The sequence below is a fragment of the Streptomyces sp. NPDC037203 genome, assembly GCF_055605065.1.
Genome location: NZ_JBVJUC010000013.1, coordinates 62619 through 87964 on the forward strand (window position 1 = coordinate 62619; position 25346 = coordinate 87964).

The 25346-nt window shown below is 73.1% G+C and carries 21 protein-coding genes; 15 read left to right on the forward strand and 6 right to left on the reverse strand.

Features of this window, described 5'->3' with window-relative positions; genetic code table 11:
* Nucleotides 1-2 precede the first annotated feature (2 nt).
* Entirely contained in the window at nt 3-917 is a 915-nt protein-coding gene (locus tag ACZ7EC_RS28605; RefSeq protein ID WP_471067050.1) for an alpha/beta hydrolase, read from the reverse strand.
* Nucleotides 918-961: 44 nt separating this feature from the next.
* On the opposite strand from ACZ7EC_RS28605, the gene ACZ7EC_RS28610 reads away from it, so the two are divergent.
* A complete protein-coding gene (locus ACZ7EC_RS28610) occupies nt 962-1438 on the forward strand; it encodes a MarR family winged helix-turn-helix transcriptional regulator (protein WP_471067051.1) in 477 nt (158 codons plus the stop codon).
* A 107-nt stretch (nt 1439-1545) separates the two neighbouring features.
* Here the strand turns inward: ACZ7EC_RS28610 and rpmB are convergent, their stop codons facing one another.
* Entirely contained in the window at nt 1546-1731 is a 186-nt protein-coding gene (gene rpmB, locus ACZ7EC_RS28615) for a 50S ribosomal protein L28 (protein ID WP_004924906.1), read from the reverse strand.
* Nucleotides 1732-1987: 256 nt separating this feature from the next.
* Between rpmB and ACZ7EC_RS28620 the strand changes: the two genes are divergently transcribed.
* The gene (locus ACZ7EC_RS28620; RefSeq protein WP_471067052.1) at nt 1988-3748 is read left to right on the forward strand and encodes a DAK2 domain-containing protein; all 1761 of its coding nucleotides are present in this window, start codon (nt 1988-1990) and stop codon (nt 3746-3748) included.
* 126 nt (nt 3749-3874) lie between these two features.
* On the opposite strand, the gene ACZ7EC_RS28625 is transcribed toward ACZ7EC_RS28620, so the two are convergent.
* Both ACZ7EC_RS28625 and ACZ7EC_RS28630 read right to left on the reverse strand, forming a co-directional pair.
* The gene (locus tag ACZ7EC_RS28625) at nt 3875-6730 is read right to left on the reverse strand and encodes a tetratricopeptide repeat protein (protein WP_471067053.1); all 2856 of its coding nucleotides are present in this window, start codon (nt 6728-6730) and stop codon (nt 3875-3877) included.
* Nucleotides 6723-8558: an HSP90 family protein gene (locus ACZ7EC_RS28630; RefSeq protein WP_471067054.1), complete on the reverse strand. Its 1836-nt coding sequence runs from the start codon at nt 8556-8558 to the stop codon at nt 6723-6725. Before ACZ7EC_RS28630 ends, ACZ7EC_RS28625 begins: the two co-directional genes overlap by 8 nt.
* Before the next feature lie 202 nt (nt 8559-8760).
* On the opposite strand from ACZ7EC_RS28630, the gene recG reads away from it, so the two are divergent.
* From recG to mutM, 8 genes are all read left to right on the forward strand, one after another.
* Nucleotides 8761-10989 (forward strand): ATP-dependent DNA helicase RecG, encoded by a 2229-nt coding sequence (gene recG, locus ACZ7EC_RS28635; protein ID WP_471067056.1) that lies wholly within the window; start codon nt 8761-8763, stop codon nt 10987-10989.
* Between the two features lie 98 nt (nt 10990-11087).
* Nucleotides 11088-11675 carry a 16S rRNA (guanine(966)-N(2))-methyltransferase RsmD gene (rsmD, locus tag ACZ7EC_RS28640; RefSeq protein ID WP_471067058.1) on the forward strand — a complete coding sequence of 196 codons (588 nt, stop codon included), beginning with the start codon at nt 11088-11090 and terminating at the stop codon, nt 11673-11675.
* Between the two features lie 26 nt (nt 11676-11701).
* Nucleotides 11702-12181 (forward strand): pantetheine-phosphate adenylyltransferase, encoded by a 480-nt coding sequence (gene coaD / locus ACZ7EC_RS28645; protein WP_397987166.1) that lies wholly within the window; start codon nt 11702-11704, stop codon nt 12179-12181.
* A gap of 63 nt (nt 12182-12244) precedes the next feature.
* Nucleotides 12245-13450: an ATP synthase F0 subunit B gene (locus ACZ7EC_RS28650; protein WP_471067059.1), complete on the forward strand. Its 1206-nt coding sequence runs from the start codon at nt 12245-12247 to the stop codon at nt 13448-13450.
* Nucleotides 13451-13603: 153 nt separating this feature from the next.
* Nucleotides 13604-14248 (forward strand): YceD family protein, encoded by a 645-nt coding sequence (locus ACZ7EC_RS28655; protein ID WP_471067061.1) that lies wholly within the window; start codon nt 13604-13606, stop codon nt 14246-14248.
* Between the two features lie 2 nt (nt 14249-14250).
* Nucleotides 14251-14424 (forward strand): 50S ribosomal protein L32, encoded by a 174-nt coding sequence (gene rpmF, locus ACZ7EC_RS28660; protein WP_003951102.1) that lies wholly within the window; start codon nt 14251-14253, stop codon nt 14422-14424.
* 7 nt (nt 14425-14431) lie between these two features.
* Nucleotides 14432-15262, forward strand: a complete 831-nt coding sequence (rnc, locus tag ACZ7EC_RS28665) for a ribonuclease III (protein ID WP_471067063.1) — start codon at nt 14432-14434, stop codon at nt 15260-15262.
* A gap of 124 nt (nt 15263-15386) precedes the next feature.
* Nucleotides 15387-16247 (forward strand): bifunctional DNA-formamidopyrimidine glycosylase/DNA-(apurinic or apyrimidinic site) lyase, encoded by an 861-nt coding sequence (gene mutM, locus ACZ7EC_RS28670; protein ID WP_471067065.1) that lies wholly within the window; start codon nt 15387-15389, stop codon nt 16245-16247.
* On the opposite strand, the gene ACZ7EC_RS28675 is transcribed toward mutM, so the two are convergent.
* Nucleotides 16220-16615 carry a winged helix-turn-helix transcriptional regulator gene (locus ACZ7EC_RS28675; protein ID WP_471067067.1) on the reverse strand — a complete coding sequence of 132 codons (396 nt, stop codon included), beginning with the start codon at nt 16613-16615 and terminating at the stop codon, nt 16220-16222. The genes mutM and ACZ7EC_RS28675 overlap by 28 nt on opposite strands.
* Before the next feature lie 103 nt (nt 16616-16718).
* On the opposite strand from ACZ7EC_RS28675, the gene ACZ7EC_RS28680 reads away from it, so the two are divergent.
* Nucleotides 16719-17303 carry a flavodoxin family protein gene (locus ACZ7EC_RS28680; RefSeq protein WP_471067069.1) on the forward strand — a complete coding sequence of 195 codons (585 nt, stop codon included), beginning with the start codon at nt 16719-16721 and terminating at the stop codon, nt 17301-17303.
* Between the two features lie 39 nt (nt 17304-17342).
* Here the strand turns inward: ACZ7EC_RS28680 and ACZ7EC_RS28685 are convergent, their stop codons facing one another.
* The gene (locus ACZ7EC_RS28685; RefSeq protein ID WP_471067071.1) at nt 17343-18719 is read right to left on the reverse strand and encodes a CAP domain-containing protein; all 1377 of its coding nucleotides are present in this window, start codon (nt 18717-18719) and stop codon (nt 17343-17345) included.
* Nucleotides 18720-18852: 133 nt separating this feature from the next.
* Here ACZ7EC_RS28685 and ACZ7EC_RS28690 point away from each other — a divergent pair, with 133 nt between their 5' ends.
* From ACZ7EC_RS28690 to ACZ7EC_RS28705, 4 genes are all read left to right on the forward strand, one after another.
* Nucleotides 18853-19134: an acylphosphatase gene (locus ACZ7EC_RS28690; RefSeq protein WP_471067073.1), complete on the forward strand. Its 282-nt coding sequence runs from the start codon at nt 18853-18855 to the stop codon at nt 19132-19134.
* Between the two features lie 374 nt (nt 19135-19508).
* The gene (locus ACZ7EC_RS28695; protein ID WP_014675251.1) at nt 19509-19712 is read left to right on the forward strand and encodes a hypothetical protein; all 204 of its coding nucleotides are present in this window, start codon (nt 19509-19511) and stop codon (nt 19710-19712) included.
* Between the two features lie 243 nt (nt 19713-19955).
* The gene (gene smc, locus ACZ7EC_RS28700; protein WP_471067075.1) at nt 19956-23576 is read left to right on the forward strand and encodes a chromosome segregation protein SMC; all 3621 of its coding nucleotides are present in this window, start codon (nt 19956-19958) and stop codon (nt 23574-23576) included.
* A gap of 248 nt (nt 23577-23824) precedes the next feature.
* Nucleotides 23825-25243: a sugar porter family MFS transporter gene (locus ACZ7EC_RS28705; RefSeq protein ID WP_471067076.1), complete on the forward strand. Its 1419-nt coding sequence runs from the start codon at nt 23825-23827 to the stop codon at nt 25241-25243.
* Nucleotides 25244-25346 lie beyond the last annotated feature (103 nt).

The window sequence follows — 25346 nt, forward strand, 5'->3', positions numbered from 1 at the left end:
CCCTAGGCCGCCGCCGCGCTCAGGTGGCGCAGGCGCTGGTCGAGGAAGAGGACCGCGCGCTCCAGTGCCTCGTCCGCCTCGTCCAGGGAGCCGGCGAACGACTGGAACACATGCGGCACATCGGCCGTGACGTCGAGGATCACGTCCACCCCGGCGGCCCTGGCGCGCGCGGCGAGGCGGGTGGAGTCGTCCAGCAGGAGCTCGTTGGTGCCCACCTGGAGCAGCATCGGCGGCAGCCCGCTCAGGTCGGCGCAGACGGCCGGGCTGAGCAGGGGCTGACGCGGATCGGCGCCCGCGAGGTACATCGCCCCGGTGTGTTCGACGGACGCGCGGGTGAAGAACGGGTCGACGCCCGCCTTGGTGTCGATGCTCTCGCCGGTGCGGGTCGCGTCCAGGCCGGGGGAGAACGCCACGATCGCGGCGGGCAGCGGCAGACCCGCGTCCCGCGCGGCCAGGCAGGTGGTGACGGCGAGACCGCCGCCCGCGGAGTCCCCGGCGAACACGACGGCCGACGGGTCGGCGCCGCCGTCGAGCAGGGCGCGGTAGGCGCCGAGCGTGTCCTCGACCGCGGCCGGGAACGGATGCTCGGGGGCCAGCCGGTAGTCCAGCGAGTACGCCGTGCGGCCGGTCCTGGTCACGAGGTGTCCGGTCAGCGCCAGGGACGTCTCGGGCGAGCCGCTGATCCAGCCGCCGCCGTGGAAGTACAGGATCGTGCCGGGGCGCGGGCGCTCCTGTGGTGCGACACACAGCGCGGGCCGGCCGCCGAGCGCGGTCGGCGTCGTACGGATGCCGCCGGGCACCGGAATCCGGCTCATCAGCGCCTCGAACCCGGCCCGCAGCTCCTCGGTCGTCCGGGGCCCCTCGGGGCGCGGCTGCCGCAGCATGGCGTCGATCCGGGCGCGCTGTTCCTTGCTCATGGGCGTGCTCCCCCTCGCTAGTAGATTCCTCTACACTATATGCCGTGGCATATAAAACAACCGGGAACACCGCCGGGCTTCTGGATCTCTTCTCCGACCTGGTGCGCTGCGAGACGCGGCTGTACAACGCCCTCAACGACCGGCTCCGCGCGCGGCACGCGATCGTCACCTCGCAGTTCGAGGCGCTGCGCTTCCTGCGCGATCACGAAGGGGCGCGGGTGGCGGATCTCGCGGCCGAGTTCGCGATCGGCGTCGGGGCGACGAGCAAGGGCGTCGACCGGCTGGAGAAGCAGGGCTGGGTGGTCCGGACGCCGAACCCGGCCGACCGCCGCTCCTCCCTGCTGGCCCTGACCGGTGAGGGTGCGCGGCTCGTCGCCGCGGCCGAGGAGACGGTCGGTGCGACCCTGGCCGAACTGCTGGGGGATGTGATCGACGCCGCTTCGGCGGCGGCCGTCGCGCGGACCCTCTCCAGGCTGCGTTCCGCCCTGGAGCGGCGGCAGGTCGGCATGCCGACGGGCTGAGGCGAGGGGGCGCCCCGGCTTCCGGGCATGGCAAAAAGCCGGTCCATCCTGAGATGGACCGGCTCAGTGCAGCGAACCAACAAGTGGCCGCGCGCTCAGCTGTAGCGTCAGCGCGAGACCTTGCCGGCCTTGATGCACGAGGTGCAAGCGTTCACGCGCTTCGGCGTCCCGCCCACCACGGTACGCACACGCTGGATGTTCGGGTTCCAGCGACGGGGCGTACGGCGGTGCGAGTGCGAGATGTTGTTGCCGAAGCCCGGCCCCTTGCCGCAGACGTCGCAGTTGGCAGCCACGGGTCACTCCAAAGACTTCAGATGCACTTACGGATAATCCCGGCAGGCCGGGATCGAGATCGTACGACCTGAGATCTGGTTGGCGTTGCCAGGGGGGAGAGCCCGATCGGATCGGGCAACCGGAGCAGCATAGCAAGCCTGCCTCGGTACAGCGAAACTACCATGGTCGCGAGGGGTCCCGCCCCGGCCCGCTTCCGGCGGGCGGCCCGCCGGGGTCTACGCTGCGACCACGTCAAGCCGGCTCAGGGAGGCGCAGGTGGCGCAGGTGCCGCAGACATTCCTCGATGGTCTCGCGGTGCGCACCTGGTGCGGTCTGGCCCTGCGCGCCCTGGGACGGGCGCGCGAGGAGATCGACGCGATCAACGTCTATCCGGTGGCCGACGGCGACACCGGGACCAACCTCTATCTGACCCTGGAGTCCGCCGCGACGGCCGTGGAGGCCGTGTTCGCCGGGTACGAGACGCAGCCCGCCGGTCCCAGTCTCGCGGACGCGGTGCGCGCGATGGCCCATGGCGCGCTCATCGGCGCGCGCGGCAACTCCGGCACGATCCTCGCCCAGCTGCTGCGCGGCATGGCCCAGGTGCTCGCGGCGGACGACGCGGAACCGCGCTGCGACGGTGCCGCGCTGCGGCTCGCCCTGCGCCGGGCCGCGGACTCCGCCCGGCAGGCCGTGGCGCACCCGGTCGAGGGCACCGTGCTGACGGTCGCGTCGGCCGCGGCCGAAGCCGCCGAGCGGGCCGACGGCGACTGCGGGATGATCGCCCGCGCCGCCCACGAGGGCGCCCGCGCGGCCCTGGCGGCCACCCCGGCCCAGCTGGGCGTCCTGGCGCGGGCCGGGGTGGTCGACGCCGGAGGCAGCGGTCTCGTCGCGGTGCTCGGCGCGCTGGTGGAGGCGTGCACGGGGGAGGCGGCGCCGGGGGCGGCGGAGGCCGCGGACGCCGCAGCGGTCGTGGGCGGGGTGGCTGAACAGCTGCCGAAAGCCCGCTCCGGAGCCGAAGCCGTCGTCGACCCCGACCCCGACCCCGACCCCGGCCCCGATGTCGATGCCGATGCCGGGGCCTGCGTCGCCGAGACGGCCGGGAACGGCGGCCCCGGTGGCCCGGCCTACGAGGTGATCTACCTCCTGGAGGCGGACGACACCGCCGTGGCCCGGCTGCGCACCCGTCTCGACGCGCTCGGCGACTCCCTGGTGGTGGTCGGCGGCGACGGGTTGTGGAACGTCCATGTGCACGTGGACGACGCGGGCGCCGCCGTGGAGGCGGGCGTGGAGGCCGGACGCCCGTACCGGATCAGGATCACGCACTTCGGGCTCGGCGATGTGCACACGGGCGGGCCGCGTCCCCCGCGCGAGCGGGCCCAGCGGGCCGTCGTGGCCGTCGTACCGGGGCAGGGGCTCGCCGAGCTGTACACCGAGGCCGGCGCGACCACCGTGCTCGCGCGCCCCGGCGAGCCGCCCGCCAGCGGGGAGCTGCTGGCGGCGGTGCGGCGGGCCCACGCGCGCGAGGTGGTGCTGCTGCCCAACGACGCCGAGCTGCGCGACACCGCGGCGGCGGCCGCCGAGCAGGCCCGTGCCGAGGGGGTCCGGGTGGCGCTGATCCCGACCCGCTCGGCGGTGCAGGGCATCGCGGCGCTCGCGGTGTCCGAGCCGGGGCGCCGGTTCGACGAGGACGTCGTCCAGATGACCTCGGCCGCGGGCGCCACCCGGTACGCGGAAGTCGTCGTCGCCGAGCACCGGTCCTGGACCACCGCGGGGATCTGCCAGGCCGGTGACGTGCTCGGGCTGATCGACGGCGACGTGGCGGTGATCGGCACGGACGTCACCGCCACCGCGGTCACCGTCCTGGACCGCATGCTCCAGGCCGGCGGCGAACTGGTCACCCTCGTCATCGGCGCCGAGGCCCCCGAGACCGTCGGCGGGCACCTGGAGGCCCGCGTACGGGAGTCCTACCTGGCCGTGGACACGGTGGTGTACGACGGCGGCCGCCAGGGAGCGCTGCTGCTCATCGGCGTGGAGTGAGCGACCGGACTCCGGCGCACCCCGAGCGCAGGCGCGGCCGCTCGGACGCGGGCCGCCGCCCCTTCCCGGCGTCTCCGCTCGGCCACCCCCGGCCCGCCTCCGTGCCCGACGGGCGCAGCGCCCCGCTCACTCCGCCGTTCCGAGCAGCCGGTTAGCCTCCGCCCGGCGTGCCCGGACCGTGTCGTCCGTGTCGTCCGCGTCCGCGTAGGCGGCCAGTACCGCGCGGGCGTGGGCCGTCGCCTGTTCGGGCCGGCCTCCTTCTGCGGCCAGTTCGGCCGCCGCGAGTTCGGCGCCGGTACGGTCGTGCAGCCCGGCCGCGCCGAGCGAGCCGAACAGCGCGATCGCCCGGTCGAAGGGGGCCGCGTCCGGTCTCCCGGACTGGGCGAGGAGGTCGCCGAACTGGCGGTGCGTCTGGGCCAGTTCACGGGTCAGCCCGGCCAGGGCGGGGGAGCCCGCCGCGTCCTGCCGCGCGCGCTCGCACACCGCCACGGCCTCGGCCATCAGCGCCGCGGCCGGCTCCGCCTCCGCGTCCTCACCCAGCGCCAGCCAGGCGCGGGCCCGCAGTGAGCGGACCTGGAGCCGGATGTCGCCGAGGGAGCGCCACAGCTCGCCCGCGCGGGCATAGGCCCGGTCGGCCTCCGCCGCCAGGCCCGCGTCGGCGAGGGCGTCCGCGGCGAGGTGGGCGAGCGTGGCGTGGTCGCGCTGCTCGGGCCAGTGCCGGGCGATGTCGGCGGCCAGCAGCCGCTGCTCGGCCGCCGCCCGGTGCTCACCCAGCTCCGCCAGGCAGTCCCCGAGCCACCAGCGGGCCTGTACGACGGCCCCGTCGCCGTGCGTCCCGGCGCTCAGGTCGGCCAGCGCCGACTCCAGCACCTCGGCCGCCTCCGCGCACTGCCCCCGCCGCAGCAGATATCCGCCGAGCTGCTGCCGCGCCCAGGCCCCCGACGTGCCGGACTCCCCGGCCTCGTCGGCCCAGTGCGCGGCCTGGAGCGCATGCTCCGCGGCCGCCGCGACGTCCCCCCGCTCGGCCGTCAACGCGGCTATGCGCAGATGCAGTTGGACCTGCCCGGCCGGTTCCACGTACCGGCCGCCGTGCTCCAGCGCCGCCCGCAGCGCCCGCTCGGCCCCCTCCCGGTCCCCGGCCTCCTCGGCCAGCGCGGCGAGGTGGACCTCGTACTCCACCGCGCACCACGGCAGCCCGGCGCGGACGTACTCCCCGACGGCCTGCCGCAGCAGTTCCGCCGCCCGCGCACCGTCCCCGGCCGCCCCGGCCAGCTCGGCGAGCATGCCGCGGGACTCCGCGATCCGCGCCGCCAGCCGCGCGTCCCGCACCTCCTGCGCCTCGATCAGGCTCAGCACCTCGCGCACCGCGGCGTCGGCGTCCTGCGCGGAGCCCGCGCCGGAGCGCACCCGGTGCATCAGGACGCGCGCCCGGCTCATCAGGACCGACGCGGTCTGCCGCACCCCGGTGGCCCCGGCGGCGTACAGCGCGAGCACCTCCTCGCACAGGCCGCTCACCCGGACCAGGGCCGTGTCCCGCTCGCCCCGCAGCGCCCGGAAGTAGGCGCCGCGGGCCCGCGCCGCCAGCGCCTCGCCGGGATCGCCCGCCGCCGTGTACAGCCCGGCCGCCCGCTCGAACAGCTCGGCGCCCTCGAGGCCGCGGGACATCGCCGCGTGGTCGGCGACCAACGCGCGGTCACCGGGGGAGAGTTCGCCATCGCTCGCGGCGCGTCCCACCGCCGCCCAGGCGTCCAGCGCCTCCGGGCGCAGGGTGTCCGCCATCCGGTGCGCCTCGGCGAGGAGAGCGGGCAGCGACGGTTCGGCGGCCGGTGCCGGCGGGGGAGCGGCCGGCGGCGCGGCGGGCGCCGGGCGCGCGGTGCGGACGCCCAGCGGGAGCCGGTCCGCCAGCGGCCGCCGGGCCATCCGCGCCCGCGTCCGGTCGCCCACGTACGACGTGCCGTTGCGCGCGTCGAAACGCCCGGCCAGGGCCAGCGCCTCGATGCGGGCGTGGGCCGCGAGGTCCCGTGCCGTCCAGGCGCGTCCGGCGGGCCCCGGCACCGGCTCGGCGCCGAGTCCCAGCTCGGTCAGGCGCCCGGTCAGCAGCGCCACCACGGCCAGGAAGTCCAGCCGGCTGCGCGGCTGCCCGGTGTCCGTGAAGTAGGCGGGCCGCTCGGCCAGCAGCTCCAGACCGCGCGCCTCGTTGCCGCTCAGCGCGCAGAACTCCACGTGCTCGGCGTACGCGCTGCGCATGCTCTCCATGGGCCGCACCAGCCGCAGCCCCCGCAGATGGTGGGCGCGGGCGTCCTCCGGGCGGCCCAGCCGCAGCAGCGGGAGCAGGGACGCGGCGAGCACCGCGTGCGGCTCGTGCGCACAGCTGAACTCGCCCTCCAGCACCGGCCGCCACAGCTCCAGCGCCTCGGCGTCCCGGCCCCGCTCCACCTGCCACAGGCCCTGCCCGTGCAGCTCGCAGGCGTGGCAGTCGGCCATCTCGTCGCGGTCGGCGGCCAGCCACGCGGCGTACGCCCGCTCCGCCCGCGCCAGGTCCCCGAGGTGCGCGGCCACGCTGAACTCGGCGCTGCGCACCGCCCGTTCGGAGTGCCCGGCGAGCCGGTAGCGGTGCTCCATCTCGCCCAGCCACTTCTCGATCGAGGCGAGCGGGATGTGCGGCTGGTCCAGCATGCCCGCCGACATCCACTTGAAGACCCAGTGCAGCGACCGCGTCTCGTACGCGTCGAAGTCCTCGGGCCGCTCGTCCCACATGCGCAGCAGCCGCGCGAAGGGGACGAACATCTTGTCCTTCTCGGAGCTGTAGTTGTAGACGCTCAACTGGTGCCCGAGGGCTTCGATCACGGCCAGCGGAACGTTCAACCTCTCGGCCGCCGCCAGCAGTCGCTCCGCGCGGGCGTTGCGGGCCGGGCCCTCGGGCTGCCCGGCGTTCTCCGCCATCTCCCGGCGCAGCCCCGCCAGGTCGGTGATCTCAGTCATCGGCCGTCCCCCGCGTCGCCCACCCCAGCAGATCGATGAACGCCCGGTTCAGCAGCGCGGAGTCCGCGGGCCGCAGCGGGCGCTGCGCCATCAGCAGCGCCTGCCCGTACAGCGACTCGACCGCGGTGCCGATCAGTTCCGCGTCGTCCAGTGAAGCCACCCTGCGGATAAGCGGGTTGAGGTGGTTGAGCACCAGCCGGGCGCGCGGCGCGCTGCCGCGCAGCGAACCCAGGATGCCCGCCCACAGCTCGTCGGCCTGCTCCTCGGCCGCCGCGCGAGCCTGTTCGTGCCGCGCCGACCGGTCGTCCAGGTGCAGCGCGGGCACCGACAGCGGATGGAAGGCGCGCAGCACGACATCGCAGCCCAGCGGGTCCAGCTTCGCCCGCGCCGCCGCCAGGAACCCGGTGAGCGCCAGCTCCACCCCCGGATCGACGCCGTCCAGATGCGCGGTCACGGTGTCCGCGTCCAGCTCGGCGACCACCGTGCCCGGCCGCACCGAGGGCAGCGCCTCGATCAGCTCGCTGTCGTACGTGTAACCGCCGTTGACCACGCCCACGCCCTGCGCCGAGGCGATCGCCGCGACCTGCCGGTACTCCTCCACCCCGCGGGTGAAGTGCACCACCGGGTGCCGGCGCGCGAACTCCTCCAGCGACACCTGGCCGTCGGTCGTCTCGAACGGCAGCCACGGCAGCATCGTGCGCAGCATCTCGTGGTCGTGCCGCGCCAGCGACTTGACCCCCAGATGGTGCACGGCGAGGAACGCCGCGAGCCGCTCCGGGTCACCGGCCGCGAGCCCGGTCAGCCAGTCGCGGATCCGCTCGCCGAGCGCGTCCCGCACGGCGGCCAGCGTCTCGTCCTCGTACAGCGACTCGCGCGAGGCGGTGGGCCGCAGGCTGTCCGTGTCCAGCACACAGCGCACGAAGAACGCCCAGTCGGGCAGCAGCTGTTCGGCCCGCTCGGTCAGCAGCATGCCCTTGAGATGCACCCGGTGCGTCGCCCGCTGCGCCGGGCTCACCGCCGACGGCAGCACATAGGCCACCCCGCGGACCCCGGCCAGCGGCACGGCCAGGTCGATCGCGTCCAGCGGCGCGAACCCGAACTGCTCCTGGCAGTGCCGGGCCAGCGCCGCCCGGCGCGCGCCGGGGCTCGGATACGGCCGGTCCCAGGGCGCGGGCAGCTCGCCGATCCGCTCCTCGCCGACCCGGACGTCGTACGGCAGCAGCGCGCCGAAGTCGCGGGCCAGCGCGCGCACCCGCTCGGGCGCGAGCCACTCGGCGGCGCCCGGCCGGGGCGTCAGCTGCACCGTCGTACCGGGCTCGGGCCGCGCGGCTTCGGGCAGCGTCCGCACGGTGTACGAGCCGTCGTCGCACGCCGTCCACTCCACCGGGGGCGCGTTCGGGGTGCGGGCGCTGCGGCTGACCACGCGGATCCGCTCGGCGACGAGGAAGCAGGCGAGCAGACCGATGCCGAACTGGCCGAGGAAGCCGGCGCGGGCCTCCTGGAGTCCCTCGGCGCGCTTGGAGCTGCGCCCGATGGTCGCCAGCAGTTCGTGCACGTCCGACTCGGTGAGCCCGATGCCGCTGTCCTCCACGCGCAGACCGCCGTCCACCGGGTGCAGCCGCACCTGCGCCGGGGCGTCGGGCGCGAGGGCCCGCCGGGCGGTGACGGCGTCCACGGCGTTCTGCAGCAGCTCGCGCAGGTAGACCTTCGGACTGGAGTAGAGGTGATGGGAGAGCAGATCGACCAGACCGCGCAGATCGACCTGGAACGTGTGAGGGGGGAGAGGCGACTGGGAGGACTGGGATGACTGTGAGGTCTGGGAATCCATCGTCACTGCGCCGGAGGGGGAGGACCCGGCGCCGGGTCGGGCGGTCTCGCAGCAGGGGGCGGTGACCGCGAAGGATGGCCGGAGCGCGCCATCCTAGGCCCGGAACCGCCGCGCGGACCAGGGCTTTCCCGGATCGGTACGACAGCTCGCGACCGGACCCGCCCGGCGGGCGTCTACGGCATTGTCAGTGCGGTGGTGTGCAATGGATCCCGTGCCCGCACTGGAAGAACCACTGAAACAGCCACTGAAGTCAGTGCTCGGCCCCGCCACCGCGAAGGTGATGGCCGAGCACCTCGGCCTGCACACCGTCGGCGACCTCCTGCACCACTACCCGCGCAGGTACGAGGAGCGCGGCCAGCTCACCCACCTCGCCGACCTCCCCATGGACGAGCATGTGACCGTGGTCGCCCAGGTCGCCGACGCCCGCCTGCACTCCTTCGCCTCCTCCCGTGCGCCCCGCGGCAAGGGCCAGCGCCTGGAGGTCACCATCACCGACGGCAGCGGCCGCCTCCAGCTGGTCTTCTTCGGCAACGGCGTGCACAAACCGCACAAGGACCTGCTGCCGGGCACCCGCGCGATGTTCGCCGGCAAGGTCTCCGTCTTCAACCATCGCCTCCAGCTCGCCCACCCCGCCTACGAGTTGCTGAAGGGCGACGGCGAGGAGACCGTCGAGACCTGGGCGGGCGCCCTGATCCCGCTCTATCCGGCCACCGCCAAACTGGAGTCATGGAAGATCGGCAAGGCGGTGCAGACGGTCCTGCCCGCCGCCCGGGAGGCCGTGGACCCGCTGCCGCCCGCCCTGCGCGAGGGCCGCGGGCTGCTCCCGCTCCCCGAGGCCCTGGTCGGGATCCACCGCCCGGCCACCAAGGCCGACATCGCGGCCGCCCGCGCCCGCCTCAAATGGGACGAGGCCTTCGTCCTCCAGGTCGCCCTGGCCCGCCGCCGGTACGCGGACGCCCAGCTCCCGGCGGTCGCCCGCCGCCCCAAGCCCGACGGCCTGCTCACCGCCTTCGACGACCGGCTGCCCTTCACCCTCACCGAGGGCCAGCAGAAGGTCTCCCGCGAGATCTTCGCCGGTCTCGCCACCGAACACCCCATGCACCGGCTGCTCCAGGGGGAGGTCGGCAGCGGCAAGACACTGGTGGCCCTGCGCGCCATGCTCGCCGTGGTCGACGCGGGCGGGCAGGCCGCGATGCTCGCGCCGACCGAGGTGCTGGCCCAGCAGCACCACCGGTCGATCACCGAGATGATGGGCGACCTCGCCGAGGGCGGCATGCTGGGCGGCACCGAGCACGCCACCAAGGTGGTGCTGCTGACCGGCTCCATGGGCGCCGCCGCCCGCCGCAAGGCCCTGCTCGACCTCGCCACCGGCGAGGCCGGAATCGTCATCGGTACCCACGCCCTGATCGAGGACAAGGTGCAGTTCCACGACCTCGGCCTGGTCGTCGTGGACGAACAGCACCGCTTCGGTGTCGAGCAGCGCGACGCCCTGCGCGGCAAGGGCAAGCAGCCCCCGCACCTCCTCGTCATGACGGCCACCCCGATCCCGCGCACGGTCGCCATGACCGTCTTCGGCGACCTGGAGACCTCCGTCCTCGACCAGCTCCCGGCCGGCCGCTCCCCGATCGCCAGCCATGTCGTCCCGGCCGCCGACAAACCCCACTTCCTGGCCCGTGCCTGGGAGCGGGTGCGCGAGGAGGTGGAGAACGGCCATCAGGCGTACGTGGTGTGTCCGCGTATCGGAGACGACATCGACGAGGCGGCCGACCCGAAGAAGGCGGCCAGGAAGAAGTCCGCCGAGGACGAGGCCGAGAGGCGCCCCCCGCTCGCGGTCCTCGACGTGGCCGGCCACCTCGTCGAGGGCCCGCTCAAGGGTCTGCGCGTCGAGGTGCTGCACGGCCGTATGCACCCCGACGACAAGGACGCGGTGATGCGCCGCTTCACCGCGGGCGAGACCGACGTCCTGGTCGCCACCACCGTCATCGAGGTGGGCGTGAACGTCCCGAACGCCACCGCGATGGTCATCATGGACGCCGACCGCTTCGGCGTCTCCCAGCTCCACCAGCTGCGCGGCCGGGTGGGCCGCGGCTCCGCGCCCGGTCTGTGCCTCCTGGTCACCGAGATGCCCGAGGCCAGCCCCGCCCGCCAGCGGCTGAACGCGGTCGCCGCCACCCTCGACGGCTTCGAACTCTCCCGTATCGACCTCGAACAGCGCCGCGAGGGCGACGTCCTCGGCCAGGCCCAGTCCGGCGCCCGCTCCAGCCTGCGGGTCCTCGCCGTCATCGAGGACGAGGAGGTCATCGCGGAGGCGAGGGCGGAGGCGATGGCCCTGGTGACGGCGGACCCGGAGCTGGAGCGGCTGCCGGGCCTGCGGACCGCCCTGGACGCGCTGCTGGACGAGGAGAGGGAGCAGTACCTGGAGAAGGGCTGACGGGTAACGCGCCCCCCGGGAGCGCGGGGTACCGCGCGCGGCCACGGCGAACGGCCTGCCAGACTGACTACGCAATCACCCCCGGACAAGGAACGAAAATGACCCGCGTGATCGCCGGCAAGGCAGGCGGACGCCGCCTCTCCGTACCGCCCGGCACAGGGACCCGGCCGACCTCCGACCGCGCACGCGAAGGTCTCTTCTCCACCTGGCAGTCCCTCCTGGGCGGCCCCCTGCGCGGCGAACGCGTCCTCGACCTCTACGCCGGCTCCGGCGCCGTCGGCCTGGAAGCCCTCTCCCGCGGTGCGGGCCACGCCCTCCTCGTCGAGGCCGACGCCCGCGCCGCGCGGACCGTCCGCGAGAACGTGCGGAACCTGGGCCTGCCCGGCGCGGAGGTCAGAGCGGGCAAAGCGGAACAAGTCATCCGGACCGCGCCCGGTGCCGCCCCGTACGACCTGGTCTTCCTCGATCCCCCCTACGCGGTCACCGACGACGATCTCCGGGAGATTCTGCTCACACTCCACTCGGAGGGCTGGCTCGCGCGGGACGCGCTGGTCACCGTGGAGCGCAGCACCAGAGGCGGCGAATTCCGGTGGCCGGACGGCTTCGAGGCGATCCGGTCCCGTCGTTACGGCGAGGGAACGTTTTGGTACGGTCGCGCCGCCGCTACGTGCGAAGACGCACGATGACCGGACCGGAGAGCGAGGGATCTCAAGTGCGCCGCGCCGTCTGTCCCGGGTCATTCGACCCGATCACCAACGGACATCTCGACATCATCGCCCGAGCCTCCCGGCTGTACGACGAGGTCTACGTCGCGGTGATGATCAACCAGACCAAGAAGGGCCTGTTCGAGGTCGACGAGCGGGTCGGGCTGATCCGCGAGGTCACCGCCGAGTACGCCAACGTACGGGTCGAGACCCACCACGGCCTGCTCGTGGACTACTGCAAGCAGCGCGACATCCCCGCCATCGTCAAGGGCCTGCGCGCCGTCAGCGACTTCGACTACGAGCTGCAGATGGCCCAGATGAACAACGGCCTCACCGGCGTCGAGACGCTGTTCGTGCCGACCAACCCCACCTACAGCTTCCTGTCCTCCTCGCTCGTCAAGGAGGTCGCGGCCTGGGGCGGCGACGTCTCCCACCTGGTCCCGCCGCAGGTCCTCGACGCCCTCAACAGGCGGCTGCGCAAGGACTGATGGCCATGGGGCTACAGTCGTCCCGTCCGTCTCCGATCCGGCTGTAGGAAGTGGCGAGCACAGGTGGACGTGCAGAAGAAGCTCGACGAGATCGTCTCCGCGGTCGCCGGCGCGCGGGCCATGCCCATGTCGGCGTCCTGTGTGATCAACCGCGCCGAGCTGCTCGCGATGCTGGAAGAGGTGCGCCAGGCGCTGCCCGGCTCCCTCGCGCAGGCGCAGGAGCTGATCGGCGACCGGGAGCAGATGGTCGAGGAGGCCCGGCGGGAGGCCGAGCGGATCATCGAGACCGCGCACGCCGAGCGCGGCTCGCTGATCTCCGGCACCGAGATCGCCCGCCGCTCGCAGGCCGAGGCCGACCGGATCCTCACCGAGGCCCGCCAGGAGGCCGAGGAGATCCGCGCCGAGGCCGACGACTACGTCGACTCCAAGCTCGCCAACTTCGAGGTCGTCCTGACCAAGACGCTCGGCTCCGTCGGCCGCGGCCGCGAGAAGCTCCTCGGCACCGGTCCGGGCCTGGACGAGAACGGCTACGAGGACGAGGACGCCCCCGAGCGCAGCCCCGACCCCGAGACCCTGCGGCACAACGCCGACGCCTACGTGGACACCAAGCTGGGCGCCTTCGAGGCGGTGCTCGCCAAGACCCTGGAGGCGGTCGGGCGCGGCCGGCAGAAGCTGCACGGCCGGATCGCCACCGACGACCTCGGCGCCCTCGCCGACGACACCACGACCTTCCAGCACTCCAGCGACGCCGACTACCTCGCCGACCTGGCCGCCCTCGCGGACGCCCCGGCCGGGCGCCCGGCGGCCCGGCAGGAGCAGCCGTCGTACGAGCCCCGGACGGACCGGACGGGGTACGAACCGGCGGCCGAGCCGTCCTACGAAGCCGGGGGCGAGCCGGCGTACGAAGCGGGGGGCGAGCCGGCATACGAGCCGCACGCCGAGCCCGCGTACGCGCAGCAGCAGCCGGAGCAGCCGGCGTACGAGCCGGGGCCCGCCTACGGCGCCTACGACCAGCAGCAGGCCGGCTACCCCGGTTACCCGCAGCAGGCCGGCTACGGCGGGCAGGACCCGTACGGATACCAGCAGGCCGATCCCTACGGGTACCAGGGCGGCTACCCCCAGCAGCCCGCCTACGACCCCCGGCAGCAGGACCCGCAGCAGTCCCCGGCGCAGCAGGACTACGCTCTGGACGAGACCAGCCTCTTCGACACCGGCATGATCAGCGCGGAGCAGCTGCGGGCCTACGAGCAGGGGCGCGGCAGCCGCTGACGGGGCCGGATTGGGCCCTGGGCGCAAGGTCCAGTATCCTGGCCCTTCGGTCGCGCATGCCCTGACGCCTCGCGTACGGAGTAGCCCGCGACCGCCGCCGCCCGGAAACACCGACGGGCGGTGTCCCTTCGAGTTCGCAGATCGAAAGCAGGAATGGCTTCCAACGCCCGCCTCGACCACCGCAACCCCCTCGTGTTCGACACCCACGAGCTGGGTCGGCGTCCTGGTGCGCTGCAGCGCCTGACCCGCGAGATCGACGCTCCCAGGGATCTCGGCATTCCGGGAGTCATCGAAGTGCCGGAAGGCACCCCGGTGGAACTCGGCCTCCGGCTTGAGTCGGTCATGGAAGGGGTGCTTGTCACAGGCACCGCCCGTGCAACGGCCAAGGGGGAGTGCGTAAGGTGTCTGGAGCCGGTCGAGCTGGAGCTCGAAGCGGACTTCCAGGAGATGTTCTCGTACCCTGACGCCGACGACCGGGGCCGCGTGATCGCGGAACCGGGCGACGACGCCGAGGACGACGAGGACAGGCTCTTTATCGAGGACGGCCTTTTCGACCTCGAACCCGTGCTGCGTGATGCGGTGGTGCTCGCACTGCCGATGCAGCCGGTGTGCCGGGAAGACTGTCCGGGCCTGTGCTCCGAGTGCGGAGCGCGGCTCGCGGACGACCCGGAACACCACCATGACGCCGTCGACATCCGTTGGGCGGCTTTGCAGGGACTCGCCGACACCACGACGGACGGCGAGAAGGACGAGATGAGCGGCGCCGAAGCGGGCGTCGACGAGAAGCAGGAGAAGTAGCCGTGGCTGTTCCGAAGCGGAAGATGTCGCGCAGCAACACGCGCCACCGCCGGTCGCAGTGGAAGGCTGCGGTCCCCACCCTGGTTGCGTGCGAGCGCTGCCACGAGCCCAAGCAGCAGCACATCGCGTGCCCGTCTTGCGGCACCTACAACAAGCGCCAGGTCCTCGAAGTCTGAGCGGTTGGTGAGAGGCCCGATGACAGACGCGAATGCCGCTAGTCCCCGCCAGCGCGGGGGTAGTCCGCAGGCCTCGTCCCACACAGTTCTGGAAGGGCGGCTCGGCTACCAGGTCGAGTCCGCCCTTCTGGTGCGTGCGCTCACCCACCGTTCCTACGCGTACGAGAACGGCGGTCTGCCGACGAACGAGCGGCTGGAGTTCCTCGGGGACTCCGTGCTCGGCCTCGTCGTCACGGACACGCTGTACCGCACCCACCCCGACCTGCCCGAGGGCCAGCTGGCCAAGCTGCGGGCCGCGGTGGTCAACTCGCGTGCGCTGGCGGAGGTGGGGCGCGGCCTCGACCTGGGCGCCTTCATCCGGCTCGGCCGGGGCGAAGAGGGCACGGGTGGCCGGGACAAGGCGTCCATCCTCGCCGACACCCTCGAAGCGGTGATCGGCGCGGTCTATCTCGACCAGGGCCTCGACGCGGCGTCCGAGCTGGTGCACCGGCTCTTTGACCCGCTGATCGAGAAGTCCTCCAACCTGGGCGCGGGCCTGGACTGGAAGACGTCGCTCCAGGAGCTGACCGCGATCGAGGGGCTCGGTGTGCCCGAGTACCTGGTCACGGAGACCGGCCCCGACCACGAGAAGACCTTCACTGCTGCCGCCCGCGTCGGAGGCGTCTCGTACGGCACCGGCACCGGCCGCAGCAAGAAGGAGGCGGAGCAGCAGGCCGCCGAGTCCGCCTGGCGGGCCATCAAGGCCGCCGCGGACGAGCGCGCCAAGGCGGCGGCGGAGGCCGGGCAGGCCGCCGTACACGCCGTGAAGGACGACGACACGTCGTCCGCCACCGCCTGAGGACAGCTCCACCGAGCGCCCGCCCCACCGGTTCCGGACGGGGTGGGCGCTCGTCACATCCGGCGCCCTTCCGGCTCGCAGGGCGTCCTTCCGTTCCGTACCGCGCTTTCCCACGGGGGTCCCGATGCCCGAGTTGCCCGAGGTCGAGGTCGTCCGGCGGGGGCTGGCGCGGTGGGTGGCCCATCGCACCGTCGCCGAGACCGAGGTGCTGCACCCGCGCGCCGTACGCCGGCATGTGGCCGGGGGCGAGGACTTCGCGCAGCGGCTCAAGGGGCATCACATCGGCGACCCCAGCCGGCGCGGCAAATACCTGTGGCTGCCGCTGGAGGAGACCAACCAGTCGGTGCTGGCGCATCTCGGGATGAGCGGGCAACTGCTGGTGCAGCCGCAGGAGGCGCCGGACGAGAAGCACCTGCGCATCCGGATCCGGTTCGCCGACTCACTCGGCACCGAGCTGCGGTTCGTGGACCAACGCACCTTCGGCGGGCTCTCGTTGCACGACAACACCCCCGACGGACTGCCCGACGTCATCGCGCACATCGCCCGCGATCCCCTCGACGCGCTGTTCGACGACGACGCCTTCCACCAGGCGCTGCGCCGCAAGCGCACGACCGTCAAACGGGCCCTGCTGGACCAGTCGTTGATCAGCGGCGTCGGCAACATCTACGCGGACGAGGCCCTTTGGCGCGCCCGCATCCACTACGAGCGTCCGACCGCCCACTTCACCCGCCCGGTCACGGCCGAACTCCTCGGCCACATCAGGGATGTGATGAACGCGGCGCTCGCCGTCGGCGGCACCAGCTTCGACAGCCTGTACGTCAACGTCAACGGCGAGTCGGGCTACTTCGACCGCTCGCTCGACGCCTACGGCCGCGAGGGCGAGCCCTGCCGCCGCTGCGGCACGCCCATACGGCGCCGCCCCTGGATGAACCGCTCCAGCTACTTCTGCCCGACGTGTCAGCGGGCGCCGCGCGCCGTGTCGTAACGCTCGCGCGAGGCCAGCACCTCGTCCATCGCGCCCTCCACGCACTCGATGAGGGAGAGCAGGCGGCCGGCGACCTCGCGGCCGAGCGCGGTCAGCTCGTAGTCGACGCGGGGCGGGTTGGTCGGCTGGGCCTCGCGGTGCACCAGGCCGTCGCGCTCCAGCGCGTGCAGGGTCTGGGAGAGCATCTTCTCGCTCACGCCGTCGACGCGGCGGCGCAGCTCGTTGAAGCGCAGCGAGCCTTCGTACAGCGCGCCGAGCGTCAGTCCGCCCCAGCGGCCCGTGACGTTCTCCAGCGTGCAGCGGGAGGGGCACGCCTTGGCGAAGACGCTGTAGGCGAGCTGGTCGCGCTCCTCGGGACATCCGGTCATGGCACCAGGATACGCCACGCAGCGCTAACCGGCAGGTTGCACTAACTGGAAGTTAGTGCTTTCCTTTCCTCGCCGTTATTGAGCTGCCCTTCCGAGGAGAGTCATGACCACCCCCGTTCTTTCCATCGCCTACCACTCCGGCTACGGCCACACCGCCGTCCTGGCCGAGGCCGTCCGTGCCGGTGCCGTCGAGGCGGGCGCCGAGGCGCATCTGATCAAGGTGGACGAGATCACCGAGGAGCAGTGGCGGATACTCGACCGCTCCGACGCGATCGTCTTCGGCTCGCCCACCTACATGGGCACCGCCTCCGGCGCCTTCCACGTCTTCGGCGAGGCGACCTCCTCGCGCTGGGCCGGCCAGGACTGGCAGGGCAAGCTGGCCGCCGGATTCACCAACTCGGGCTCCAAGAGCGGCGACAAGCTGCACACGCTCCAGTTCTTCCAGACGCTCGCCGCCCAGCACGGCATGCACTGGGTCAACCTCGGTCTGCTTCCGGGCTGGAACAGCAGCACCGCCTCCGAGAACGACCTCAACCGCCTCGGCTTCTTCGCCGGCGCCGCCGCCCAGACCGACACCGACCAGGGCCCGGAGGGTGTGCACAAGGCGGACATCGCCACGGCCGAGCACCTCGGGCGCCGGGTGGCGGAGACGGCACGCACGTTCGCGCGGGGCCGCGCCGCCGCCTGACCCGGCCGCCGGACGGGGGGTCCGGCCCGGCCGCCGGACTCAGCCGCCGAACTCCGCCGTCCACCAAGGGCCGCCCGCACCGTAGTGCACGCCGACGCCGAGGGTGCGGAAGGCGGGGTTCAGGAGGTCGGCGCGGTGCTCGGGGCTGGCCATCCACGCCTTCACCAGGGCCGCCGGGTCCGCCGGACCGCGCGCGATGTTCTCGGCGCCCAGACCGGTGACACCGGCCGCCGCCGCCCGGTCCCACGGCGACTTGCCGTCCGGGTCGGTGTCGGAGAAGAAGCCCCGCGCCGCCATGTCGTCGCTGAACGCCCCGGCCAGGCTCGCCAGCGCCGAGTTCGCGGACAGCGCGGGGCGGCCCGCCTTGGCCCGCTCGTCGTTGACCAGCTTCAGCACCTCGGCCGCGGCGGCGGCCTGCGCGGAGACGGTCACGGGCGGAACGGTCGGCGCGGGGGCCGCGGTCCTCGTCGGGGCCGGGCTCGGCTTCGCCCTGGTGGGGGAGGGCTTGGGCTTCGGCGCGGCGGGGGCGGCCGGGACGCTCCTGCGCGTGGTGGGCTTCGCGGACTTCGAGGGGGCCGGCGAGGCGGGGGCCGAGCGCGAGGGCGACGCGGACGTTCCCGGCGTCGGGGAGGAGGACGGCGTGGGAGCGGCCGAAGAGGAAGGCGACCGCCCGGTGCCGGGACCCGCCGCCGCACCACCGCCGCCGTGGTCCGTGCCGCCGGTCTCCGCGCTGCGGGACGCGCCGCCGGTCTCCGCGCTGCCGGACGTGCCGCCCTGCGCGTCCGCCGTATTGCCGGGGGAGCTCGCCGCCCGGACCCGGTCGCCGCCGGTGGTGTGGCTGCTGCCGTCGAGGCGGTAGCCCTGGAAGCCCGGCACCACACCCGCGGCCACCGCGGCGGTGCCCAGGGCCACGGCCACGCACATCCCGAGCAGCGTCCTGCTCACCGCGCGCCCGGCCTGCCTCGGCCGCCGCCTGCCGCGGCCGGGCACCCTGCGGGGTGCCCCGGAGCCGGCCGCGCTCTCGCCTGCCGCGGCCGCCTCCGCGTACGGCGAGCCCGCGTCCCCCGCCGTGGCCGCGGGCGGCTGCACCGGCCCGGCCGCGAAGAGATACGCGTCCGCCTTGGCCTTCGCCGCCGCGTACGCCTCGGGGTTCAGATAGGGAGCGGTGCCCATCGGTATCGGCACGGTGGGCGTGGCGGCCGGGTCATGACCGCCGACCGGCGCGGTGGGCGCGGACGCCTGATCCCGACCCCCGGCCGGCCCCGCAGGCGTGGACGCCGGATCGTCGTTCCCGGTGGCCGGGGCACGAAGGTCGCCGCTCCCGGCGGCGGAGGCGCGCGGGGTGTCGCTCTCCGCGGCGCGGCCGGCGTCCGAGCGTCGGTGGCGTCCCATGACCTTGCCCTCTTCCTCGTACATCTTTGGTGCTTCGGGCCGCCCCAACCCACTCGATCGAGTGAGTTTCCCCGGAGAGGGACCCGCGTGCGGACCGTACCTCATGCCCTTCGGGGGCGATGTGTCCCGAACGACACCGGGCGGTTAGGTTGCCCCCATGAGTGAGGATGTCCGACTGATCGCCTGGGTGCGTGGACACGTGCAGGGCGTGGGATTCCGCTGGTTCACCCGTGCCAAGGCGCTGGAGATCGGCGGCTTGAGTGGTTTTGCTCTCAATTTGGCCGACGGCCGGGTGCAGGTCGTCGCGGAGGGTGCCCGCGAGCGCTGCGAGGGGCTGCTGGACTGGCTCCAGGGCGCCGACACGCCCGGCCGTGTGGACGGCGTCACCGAGATCTGGGACACACCCCGCGGCGGCTACGACGGCTTCGCGATCCGCTGAGCCGAAGCCGCCCGGCCCCGGCCGCCACGCCCCCGCCCGCGCCCGCCGGGAGCGGAAACGGCCTGGTGGTTGCCAAGAAGGGCGTGGCGTGGCAGGCTCCGCAGGTACAGCTGATCGCTGCGCCCCCAGGGCCCGGATGACTCGCTGCGCCGCCGTGCTTCTCCGGCCGCGCGCCCCGGTTCGCCCGCCAATACGGGGCGTGATCGTGTTGACCGTCAAACTTTTTGGTGAGACGCTGAAAGCCCCGCGCACCTTAGCTGTTTGGCATGAGAACAACAGCAGAGCAACACTCGGATGTGCCAAGCACCGCGGGTGCGAATCCCTCACGACCCACACCGCATCGGTCGGTCACTCAGTGTGGAGGACCATCCATCATGGCAAAGGCGCTTCTCGGTTACGTCGGCGGCTCCGACCCTCGACTCCTCGCCGAGATGCGACGGCTTCAGCAGCGTGTTCAGGACCTGGAGTCCGAGCTGGTCAGGATCCAGGCGGAGAACGAAGCGCTGACGGCTGCCGCTTCTCAGGACAGGATCATGGAGAGCATCGACGCACACCAGGCGGAGCCTGCGCTCACCTGATCGCTGCATCGCTCTACAACGCAGCGGCCGGGCAGCCCGTATCAACCGCTCGACAGATCGGACGACCGGCATCCGGGGCCGTCCATCAGAATCACAAGGGACGCTTCGGCGTCCCTTCTTTCTTCCCCCGCGCATCCTTTCACCATCTTCACCATCTGGTGTGCCCTGCGTGTCCAGGAGTGAAACCGCGCGGCCTCGGGCGTTCATGGAGTGAGACAGCGGCGGCCGGTAGAGTCCGGCGGCGTGCACCTCAAGGCCCTGACCCTGCGCGGCTTCAAGTCGTTCGCCTCCGCGACCACCCTCCGGTTCGAACCCGGAATCACCTGCGTCGTCGGGCCGAACGGCTCGGGCAAGTCCAATGTGGTGGACGCGCTGAGCTGGGTCATGGGCGAGCAGGGCGCCAAGTCGCTGCGCGGCGGCAAGATGGAGGACGTCATCTTCGCCGGCACCACCGGCCGCCCCCCGCTGGGCCGCGCCGAGGTGTCCCTGACCATCGACAACTCCGACGGGGCGCTGCCCATCGAGTACGCCGAGGTCACCATCACGCGGATCATGTTCCGCAACGGCGGCAGCGAGTACCAGATCAATGGCGACACCTGCCGCCTCCTCGACATCCAGGAACTGCTCTCCGACTCCGGCATCGGCCGCGAGATGCACGTGATTGTCGGCCAGGGCCAGCTGGACTCCGTGCTGCACGCCGACCCGATGGGCCGCCGCGCCTTCATCGAGGAGGCGGCCGGCGTCCTCAAGCACCGCAGGCGCAAGGAGAAGGCGCTGCGGAAACTGGACGCGATGCAGGCCAACCTGGCCCGCGTCCAGGACCTCACCGACGAACTGCGCCGCCAGCTCAAGCCCCTCGGCCGCCAGGCGGCGGTGGCACGCCGGGCCGCCGTCATCCAGGCCGACCTGCGCGACGCCCGGCTGCGGCTGCTCGCCGACGACCTCGTACGGCTGCGCCAGGCGCTCGACGCCGAGATCGCCGACGAGGCCGCCCTCAAGGAACGCAAGGAGGCCGCCGGGCAGGAGCTGCGCAAGGCCCTGCACCGCGAGTCCGCCCTGGAGGACGAGGTACGGCGGCTCGCGCCCCGCCTCCAGCGCGCCCAGCAGACCTGGTACGAGCTCTCCCAGCTGGCCGAGCGGGTACGCGGCACCATCTCGCTGGCCGACGCCAGGGTCACCAGCGCCACCTCCGCCCCGCCCGAGGAGCGCCGCGGCCGCGACCCCGAGGACCTGGAGCGCGAGGCCGCCCGCGTCCGCGAGCAGGAGGCCGAACTGGAGGCCGCCCTGGAAGCGGCCCGGCACGCCCTGGACGACACGGTCGCGCACCGCGCCGAACTGGAGCGGGAACTGGCCGTCGAGGAACGCCGGCTCAAGGACGTGGCCCGCGCCATCGCCGACCGCCGCGAGGGCCTGGCCCGGCTGAGCGGCCAGGTGGGCGCGGCCCGTTCGCGCGCCGCCGCCGCACAGGCCGAGATCGGCCGGCTGGCCACGGCCCGCGACGAGGCACAGGACCGCGCGGTGCGCGCCCGTGAGGAGTACGAGGCGCTCCAGGCCGAGGTCGACGGCCTCGACGCGGACGACACCGACCTCGCCGCACGCCACGAGGCCGCGAAGCGGCAGCTGGCCGACGCCGAGGCCGCCCTGACCGCCGCCCGCCAGGCCACCGCCGCCGCCGAGCGCCGCCGCGCCGCGACCCGGGCTCGCCACGACACCCTGGCCCTGGGCCTGCGCCGCAAGGACGGCACCGGCATGCTGCTCGACGCCCGCACGACCCTCACCGGCCTCCTCGGCCCGGCGGCGGAACTCCTGACGATCACCCCCGGCTACGAGATCCCCCTGGCCGCCGCCCTCGGCGCCGCCGCCGACGCCCTCGCCGTGACGAACCCGTCCGCGGCCGCCGACGCCCTCCGCCTCCTGCGCAAACAGGACGGGGGCAGGGCGGCCCTGCTCATCACCGGTCCCGACGGCGCGCCGCGAAGGGGCGCGGAGCCGTGCCCGGCATGCGGCGTCCGCCGCGCGGGCGCAAGCGGCCACGAGGCACTCGCGACCGACCGCGGGCCCGGACCGCTTCTTGCCGAACACCTCGTCCGCGCCCCCGACGAGCTGATGCCCGCCCTGCGCGGACTCCTGCGGGACACCGTCGTCGTCGACACCCTGGACGCCGCCGAAGACCTCGTCCGCTTGCACCCCCACCTCACCGCCGTCACCGCCGACGGCGACCTCCTCGGCGCCCACTTCGCCCACGGCGGCTCCGCCGGCGCCCCCAGCCTGCTGGAGGTCCAGGCATCCGTGGACGAGGCCGCCGCCGAACTCGCGGAGCTGTCCGTCCGCTGCGCCGGGCTGGCCGAAGAAGAGAACAGCGCGGCGGAACGCCGTACCGGGGCCGCCGCCCTCGTGGAGGAGCTGGGCGAACGGCGTCGGGCGGCCGACCGCGAGAAGTCCACCGTCGCCCAGCGGCTCGGCCGCCTCGCCGGCGAGGCCCGCGCCGCCGCCGGTGAGGCCGAGCGCTCCGCCGCCGCTGCCGCGCGGGCGCAGGACGCGCTGGACAAGGCCGTGGCGGAGGCCGGGGAACTCGCGGAGCGGCTCGCCGCCGCCGAGGAGATGCCGGTCGAGGAGGAGCCGGACACCGCGGTGCGCGACCGGCTCTCCGCCGACGGCGCCAACGCGCGGCAGACCGAGATGGAGGCGCGTCTCCAGGTCCGCACCCACGAGGAGCGGGTCAAGGGGCTGGCCGGCCGCGCCGACTCCCTCGACCGTGCCGCCCGTACGGAGCGCGAGGCGCGGGCGCGGGCCGAGCAGCGCCGGGCCCGGCTGCGCCACGAGGCGGCGGTCGCGCGGGCCGTGGCCGACGGCGCCCGGCAGCTGCTGGCGCACGTCGAGGTCTCCCTCGCCCGCGCCGATCGGGAGCGCGCCGCCGCGGAGGCCGCGAAGGACCGGCGCGAGCAGGAACTGGCCGCCGCCCGTACCGCCGGACGTGAACTGAAGTCGGAACTGGACAAGTTGACGGATTCGGTCCACCGCGGCGAGGTACTCGGCGCCGAGAAGCGGCTGCGGATCGAGCAGCTGGAGGCCAGGGCGCTGGAGGAGCTGGGTGTCGAACCGGCGGGGCTGGAGACGGAGTACGGGCCGCACCAGCTCGTGCCGCCCTCGCCCGCCGCCGACGGCGAGACGCTGCCTCAGGACCCGGACCACCCCCGCAACCAGCCGCGCCCCTTCGTGCGGGCCGAGCAGGAGAAGCGGCTCAAGGCGGCCGAGCGGGCGTACCAGCAGCTCGGCAAGGTCAATCCGCTGGCCCTGGAGGAGTTCGCTGCACTGGAGGAGCGGCACAAGTTCCTCAGCGAGCAGCTGGAGGACCTGAAGAAGACCCGCGCCGATCTGCTCCAGGTGGTGAAGGAGGTCGACGAGCGGGTCGAGCAGGTCTTCACCGAGGCCTACCGGGACACCGCGCGCGAGTTCGAGGGCGTCTTCGCCAGGCTGTTCCCCGGTGGCGAGGGCAGGCTCGTGCTCACCGACCCCGGCAACATGCTCACCACGGGCGTCGACGTCGAGGCGCGGCCGCCGGGCAAGAAGGTCAAGCGGCTGTCCCTGCTCTCGGGCGGCGAGCGGTCGCTGACGGCTGTCGCGCTGCTGGTGTCGATCTTCAAGGCCCGGCCGAGCCCCTTCTATGTGATGGACGAGGTCGAGGCGGCCCTGGACGACACCAATCTCCAGCGGCTGATCCGGATCATGCAGGAGTTGCAGGAGTCCTCGCAGCTCATCGTGATCACGCACCAGAAGCGCACGATGGAGGTGGCCGACGCGCTGTACGGCGTCTCGATGCAGGGCGACGGTGTGTCGAAGGTCATCTCGCAGCGTCTGCGCTGACCCATTTCAAGATCCACTGCAGCCGTCGATCAAGATCACTTCACTCCCTGTTCATTTCTTGAACACGGAGCGCGGTGCTGTATCTGCTAACTCACAGCATTCCCCCTATTGACTTCGAAAGTTGAAGGCATAGTCTCTGCAACGTTGCTTTTTCCTTCAGGTGTAAGTGGCGTTAACGTGTGCGCCACTGGAGACCTGGAAGGGCTCACCCCACCCCGGCAGCGTTGCCGTGGCCCGAGGAGTTTCACGTGACCAGCACAGCGCAGGCACCTCAGTCAGGAGCCGGGACGGCTCATCCCGAACATCTCGGGCACGTCATCTTCATCGCCGCGGCCGCGGCCATGGGCGGCTTCCTCTTCGGCTACGACAGCTCCGTCATCAACGGCGCCGTCGAAGCCATCCGGGACCGCTACGGCATCGGCTCCGCCGGGCTCGCGCAGGTCATCGCCATCGCCCTGATCGGCTGCGCCATCGGCGCCGCCACCGCGGGCCGGATAGCCGACCGGATCGGCCGTATCCGCTGCATGCAGATCGCGGCCGTGCTGTTCACGATCAGCGCCGTCGGCTCCGCGCTGCCCTTCGCGCTGTGGGACCTCGCCTTCTGGCGCATCGTCGGCGGATTCGCCATCGGCATGGCCTCCGTGATCGGCCCCGCCTACATCGCCGAGGTCGCCCCGCCCGCCTATCGCGGCCGGCTCGGCTCCTTCCAGCAGGCGGCGATCGTCGTCGGCATCGCCATCTCCCAGCTGGTCAACTGGGGCCTGCTGAACGCCGCCGGCGGCAACCAGCGCGGCCACCTCATGGGCCTGGAGGCCTGGCAGGTCATGCTGGGCGTCATGGTGATCCCGGCCGCCCTGTACGGCCTGCTGTCCTTCGCCATCCCGGAGTCCCCGCGCTTCCTGCTGTCCGTCGGCAAGCGTGAGCGCGCCAAGGAGATCCTGGCCGAGGTCGAGGGCAAGGGTGTCGACCTGGACAAGCGCGTCGCCGACATCGAGCACGCGATGCGCAGCGAGCACCGCTCCACCTTCAAGGACCTGCTGGGCGGCGGCTTCTTCTTCAAGCCGATCGTCTGGGTCGGCATCGGCCTGTCTGTCTTCCAGCAGTTCGTCGGCATCAACGTCGCGTTCTACTACTCCTCGACGCTGTGGCAGTCGGTCGGTGTCGACCCGACGGACTCGTTCTTCTACTCCTTCACCACGTCCATCATCAACATCATCGGCACCGTGATCGCGATGATCTTCGTGGACCGGATCGGCCGCAAGCCGCTCGCGCTCATCGGCTCGGTCGGTATGGTCGTCGGCCTGGCTCTGGAGGCCTGGGCGTTCTCGTACCACCTGGTCGACGGGAAGCTGCCGGCCACGCAGGGCTGGGTCGCCCTGATCGCGGCGCACGTCTTCGTCCTCTTCTTCGCCCTGTCCTGGGGTGTGGTCGTCTGGGTCATGCTCGGCGAGATGTTCCCGAACCGGCTCCGCGCCGCCGCGCTGGGCGTCGCCGCCGCCGCCCAGTGGATCGCCAACTGGGCGATCACCGCGAGCTTCCCGTCGCTGGCCGACTGGAACCTCTCCGGCACGTACGTCATCTACACGGTGTTCGCCGCCCTCTCCATCCCCTTCGTCCTGAAGTTCGTCAAGGAGACGAAGGGCAAGGCCCTGGAGGAGATGGGCTGAGCCCCGCGACTGTGCGAGGCACCCCGAACCCGGGGAGAAGGGCCTTCAGACCCCGCTGCCCCTCTCCCCGTATCTCCCCTCGCCCCCGGACCGGCCACTGCCC

Coding starts and splice junctions, on each gene's coding strand:
- ACZ7EC_RS28680 (WP_471067069.1), top strand. CDS start 16,719: ATGACCACCCCCGTTCTTTCCATCGCCTACCACTCCGGCTACGGCCAC.
- rsmD (WP_471067058.1), top strand. CDS start 11,088: ATGACCCGCGTGATCGCCGGCAAGGCAGGCGGACGCCGCCTCTCCGTA.
- mutM (WP_471067065.1), top strand. CDS start 15,387: ATGCCCGAGTTGCCCGAGGTCGAGGTCGTCCGGCGGGGGCTGGCGCGG.
- ACZ7EC_RS28690 (WP_471067073.1), top strand. CDS start 18,853: ATGAGTGAGGATGTCCGACTGATCGCCTGGGTGCGTGGACACGTGCAG.
- ACZ7EC_RS28625 (WP_471067053.1), bottom strand. CDS start 6,730: ATGACTGAGATCACCGACCTGGCGGGGCTGCGCCGGGAGATGGCGGAG.
- ACZ7EC_RS28695 (WP_014675251.1), top strand. CDS start 19,509: ATGGCAAAGGCGCTTCTCGGTTACGTCGGCGGCTCCGACCCTCGACTC.
- ACZ7EC_RS28630 (WP_471067054.1), bottom strand. CDS start 8,558: ATGGATTCCCAGACCTCACAGTCATCCCAGTCCTCCCAGTCGCCTCTC.
- ACZ7EC_RS28685 (WP_471067071.1), bottom strand. CDS start 18,719: ATGTACGAGGAAGAGGGCAAGGTCATGGGACGCCACCGACGCTCGGAC.
- recG (WP_471067056.1), top strand. CDS start 8,761: ATGGATCCCGTGCCCGCACTGGAAGAACCACTGAAACAGCCACTGAAG.
- ACZ7EC_RS28605 (WP_471067050.1), bottom strand. CDS start 917: ATGAGCAAGGAACAGCGCGCCCGGATCGACGCCATGCTGCGGCAGCCG.
- ACZ7EC_RS28675 (WP_471067067.1), bottom strand. CDS start 16,615: ATGACCGGATGTCCCGAGGAGCGCGACCAGCTCGCCTACAGCGTCTTC.
- ACZ7EC_RS28655 (WP_471067061.1), top strand. CDS start 13,604: ATGGCTTCCAACGCCCGCCTCGACCACCGCAACCCCCTCGTGTTCGAC.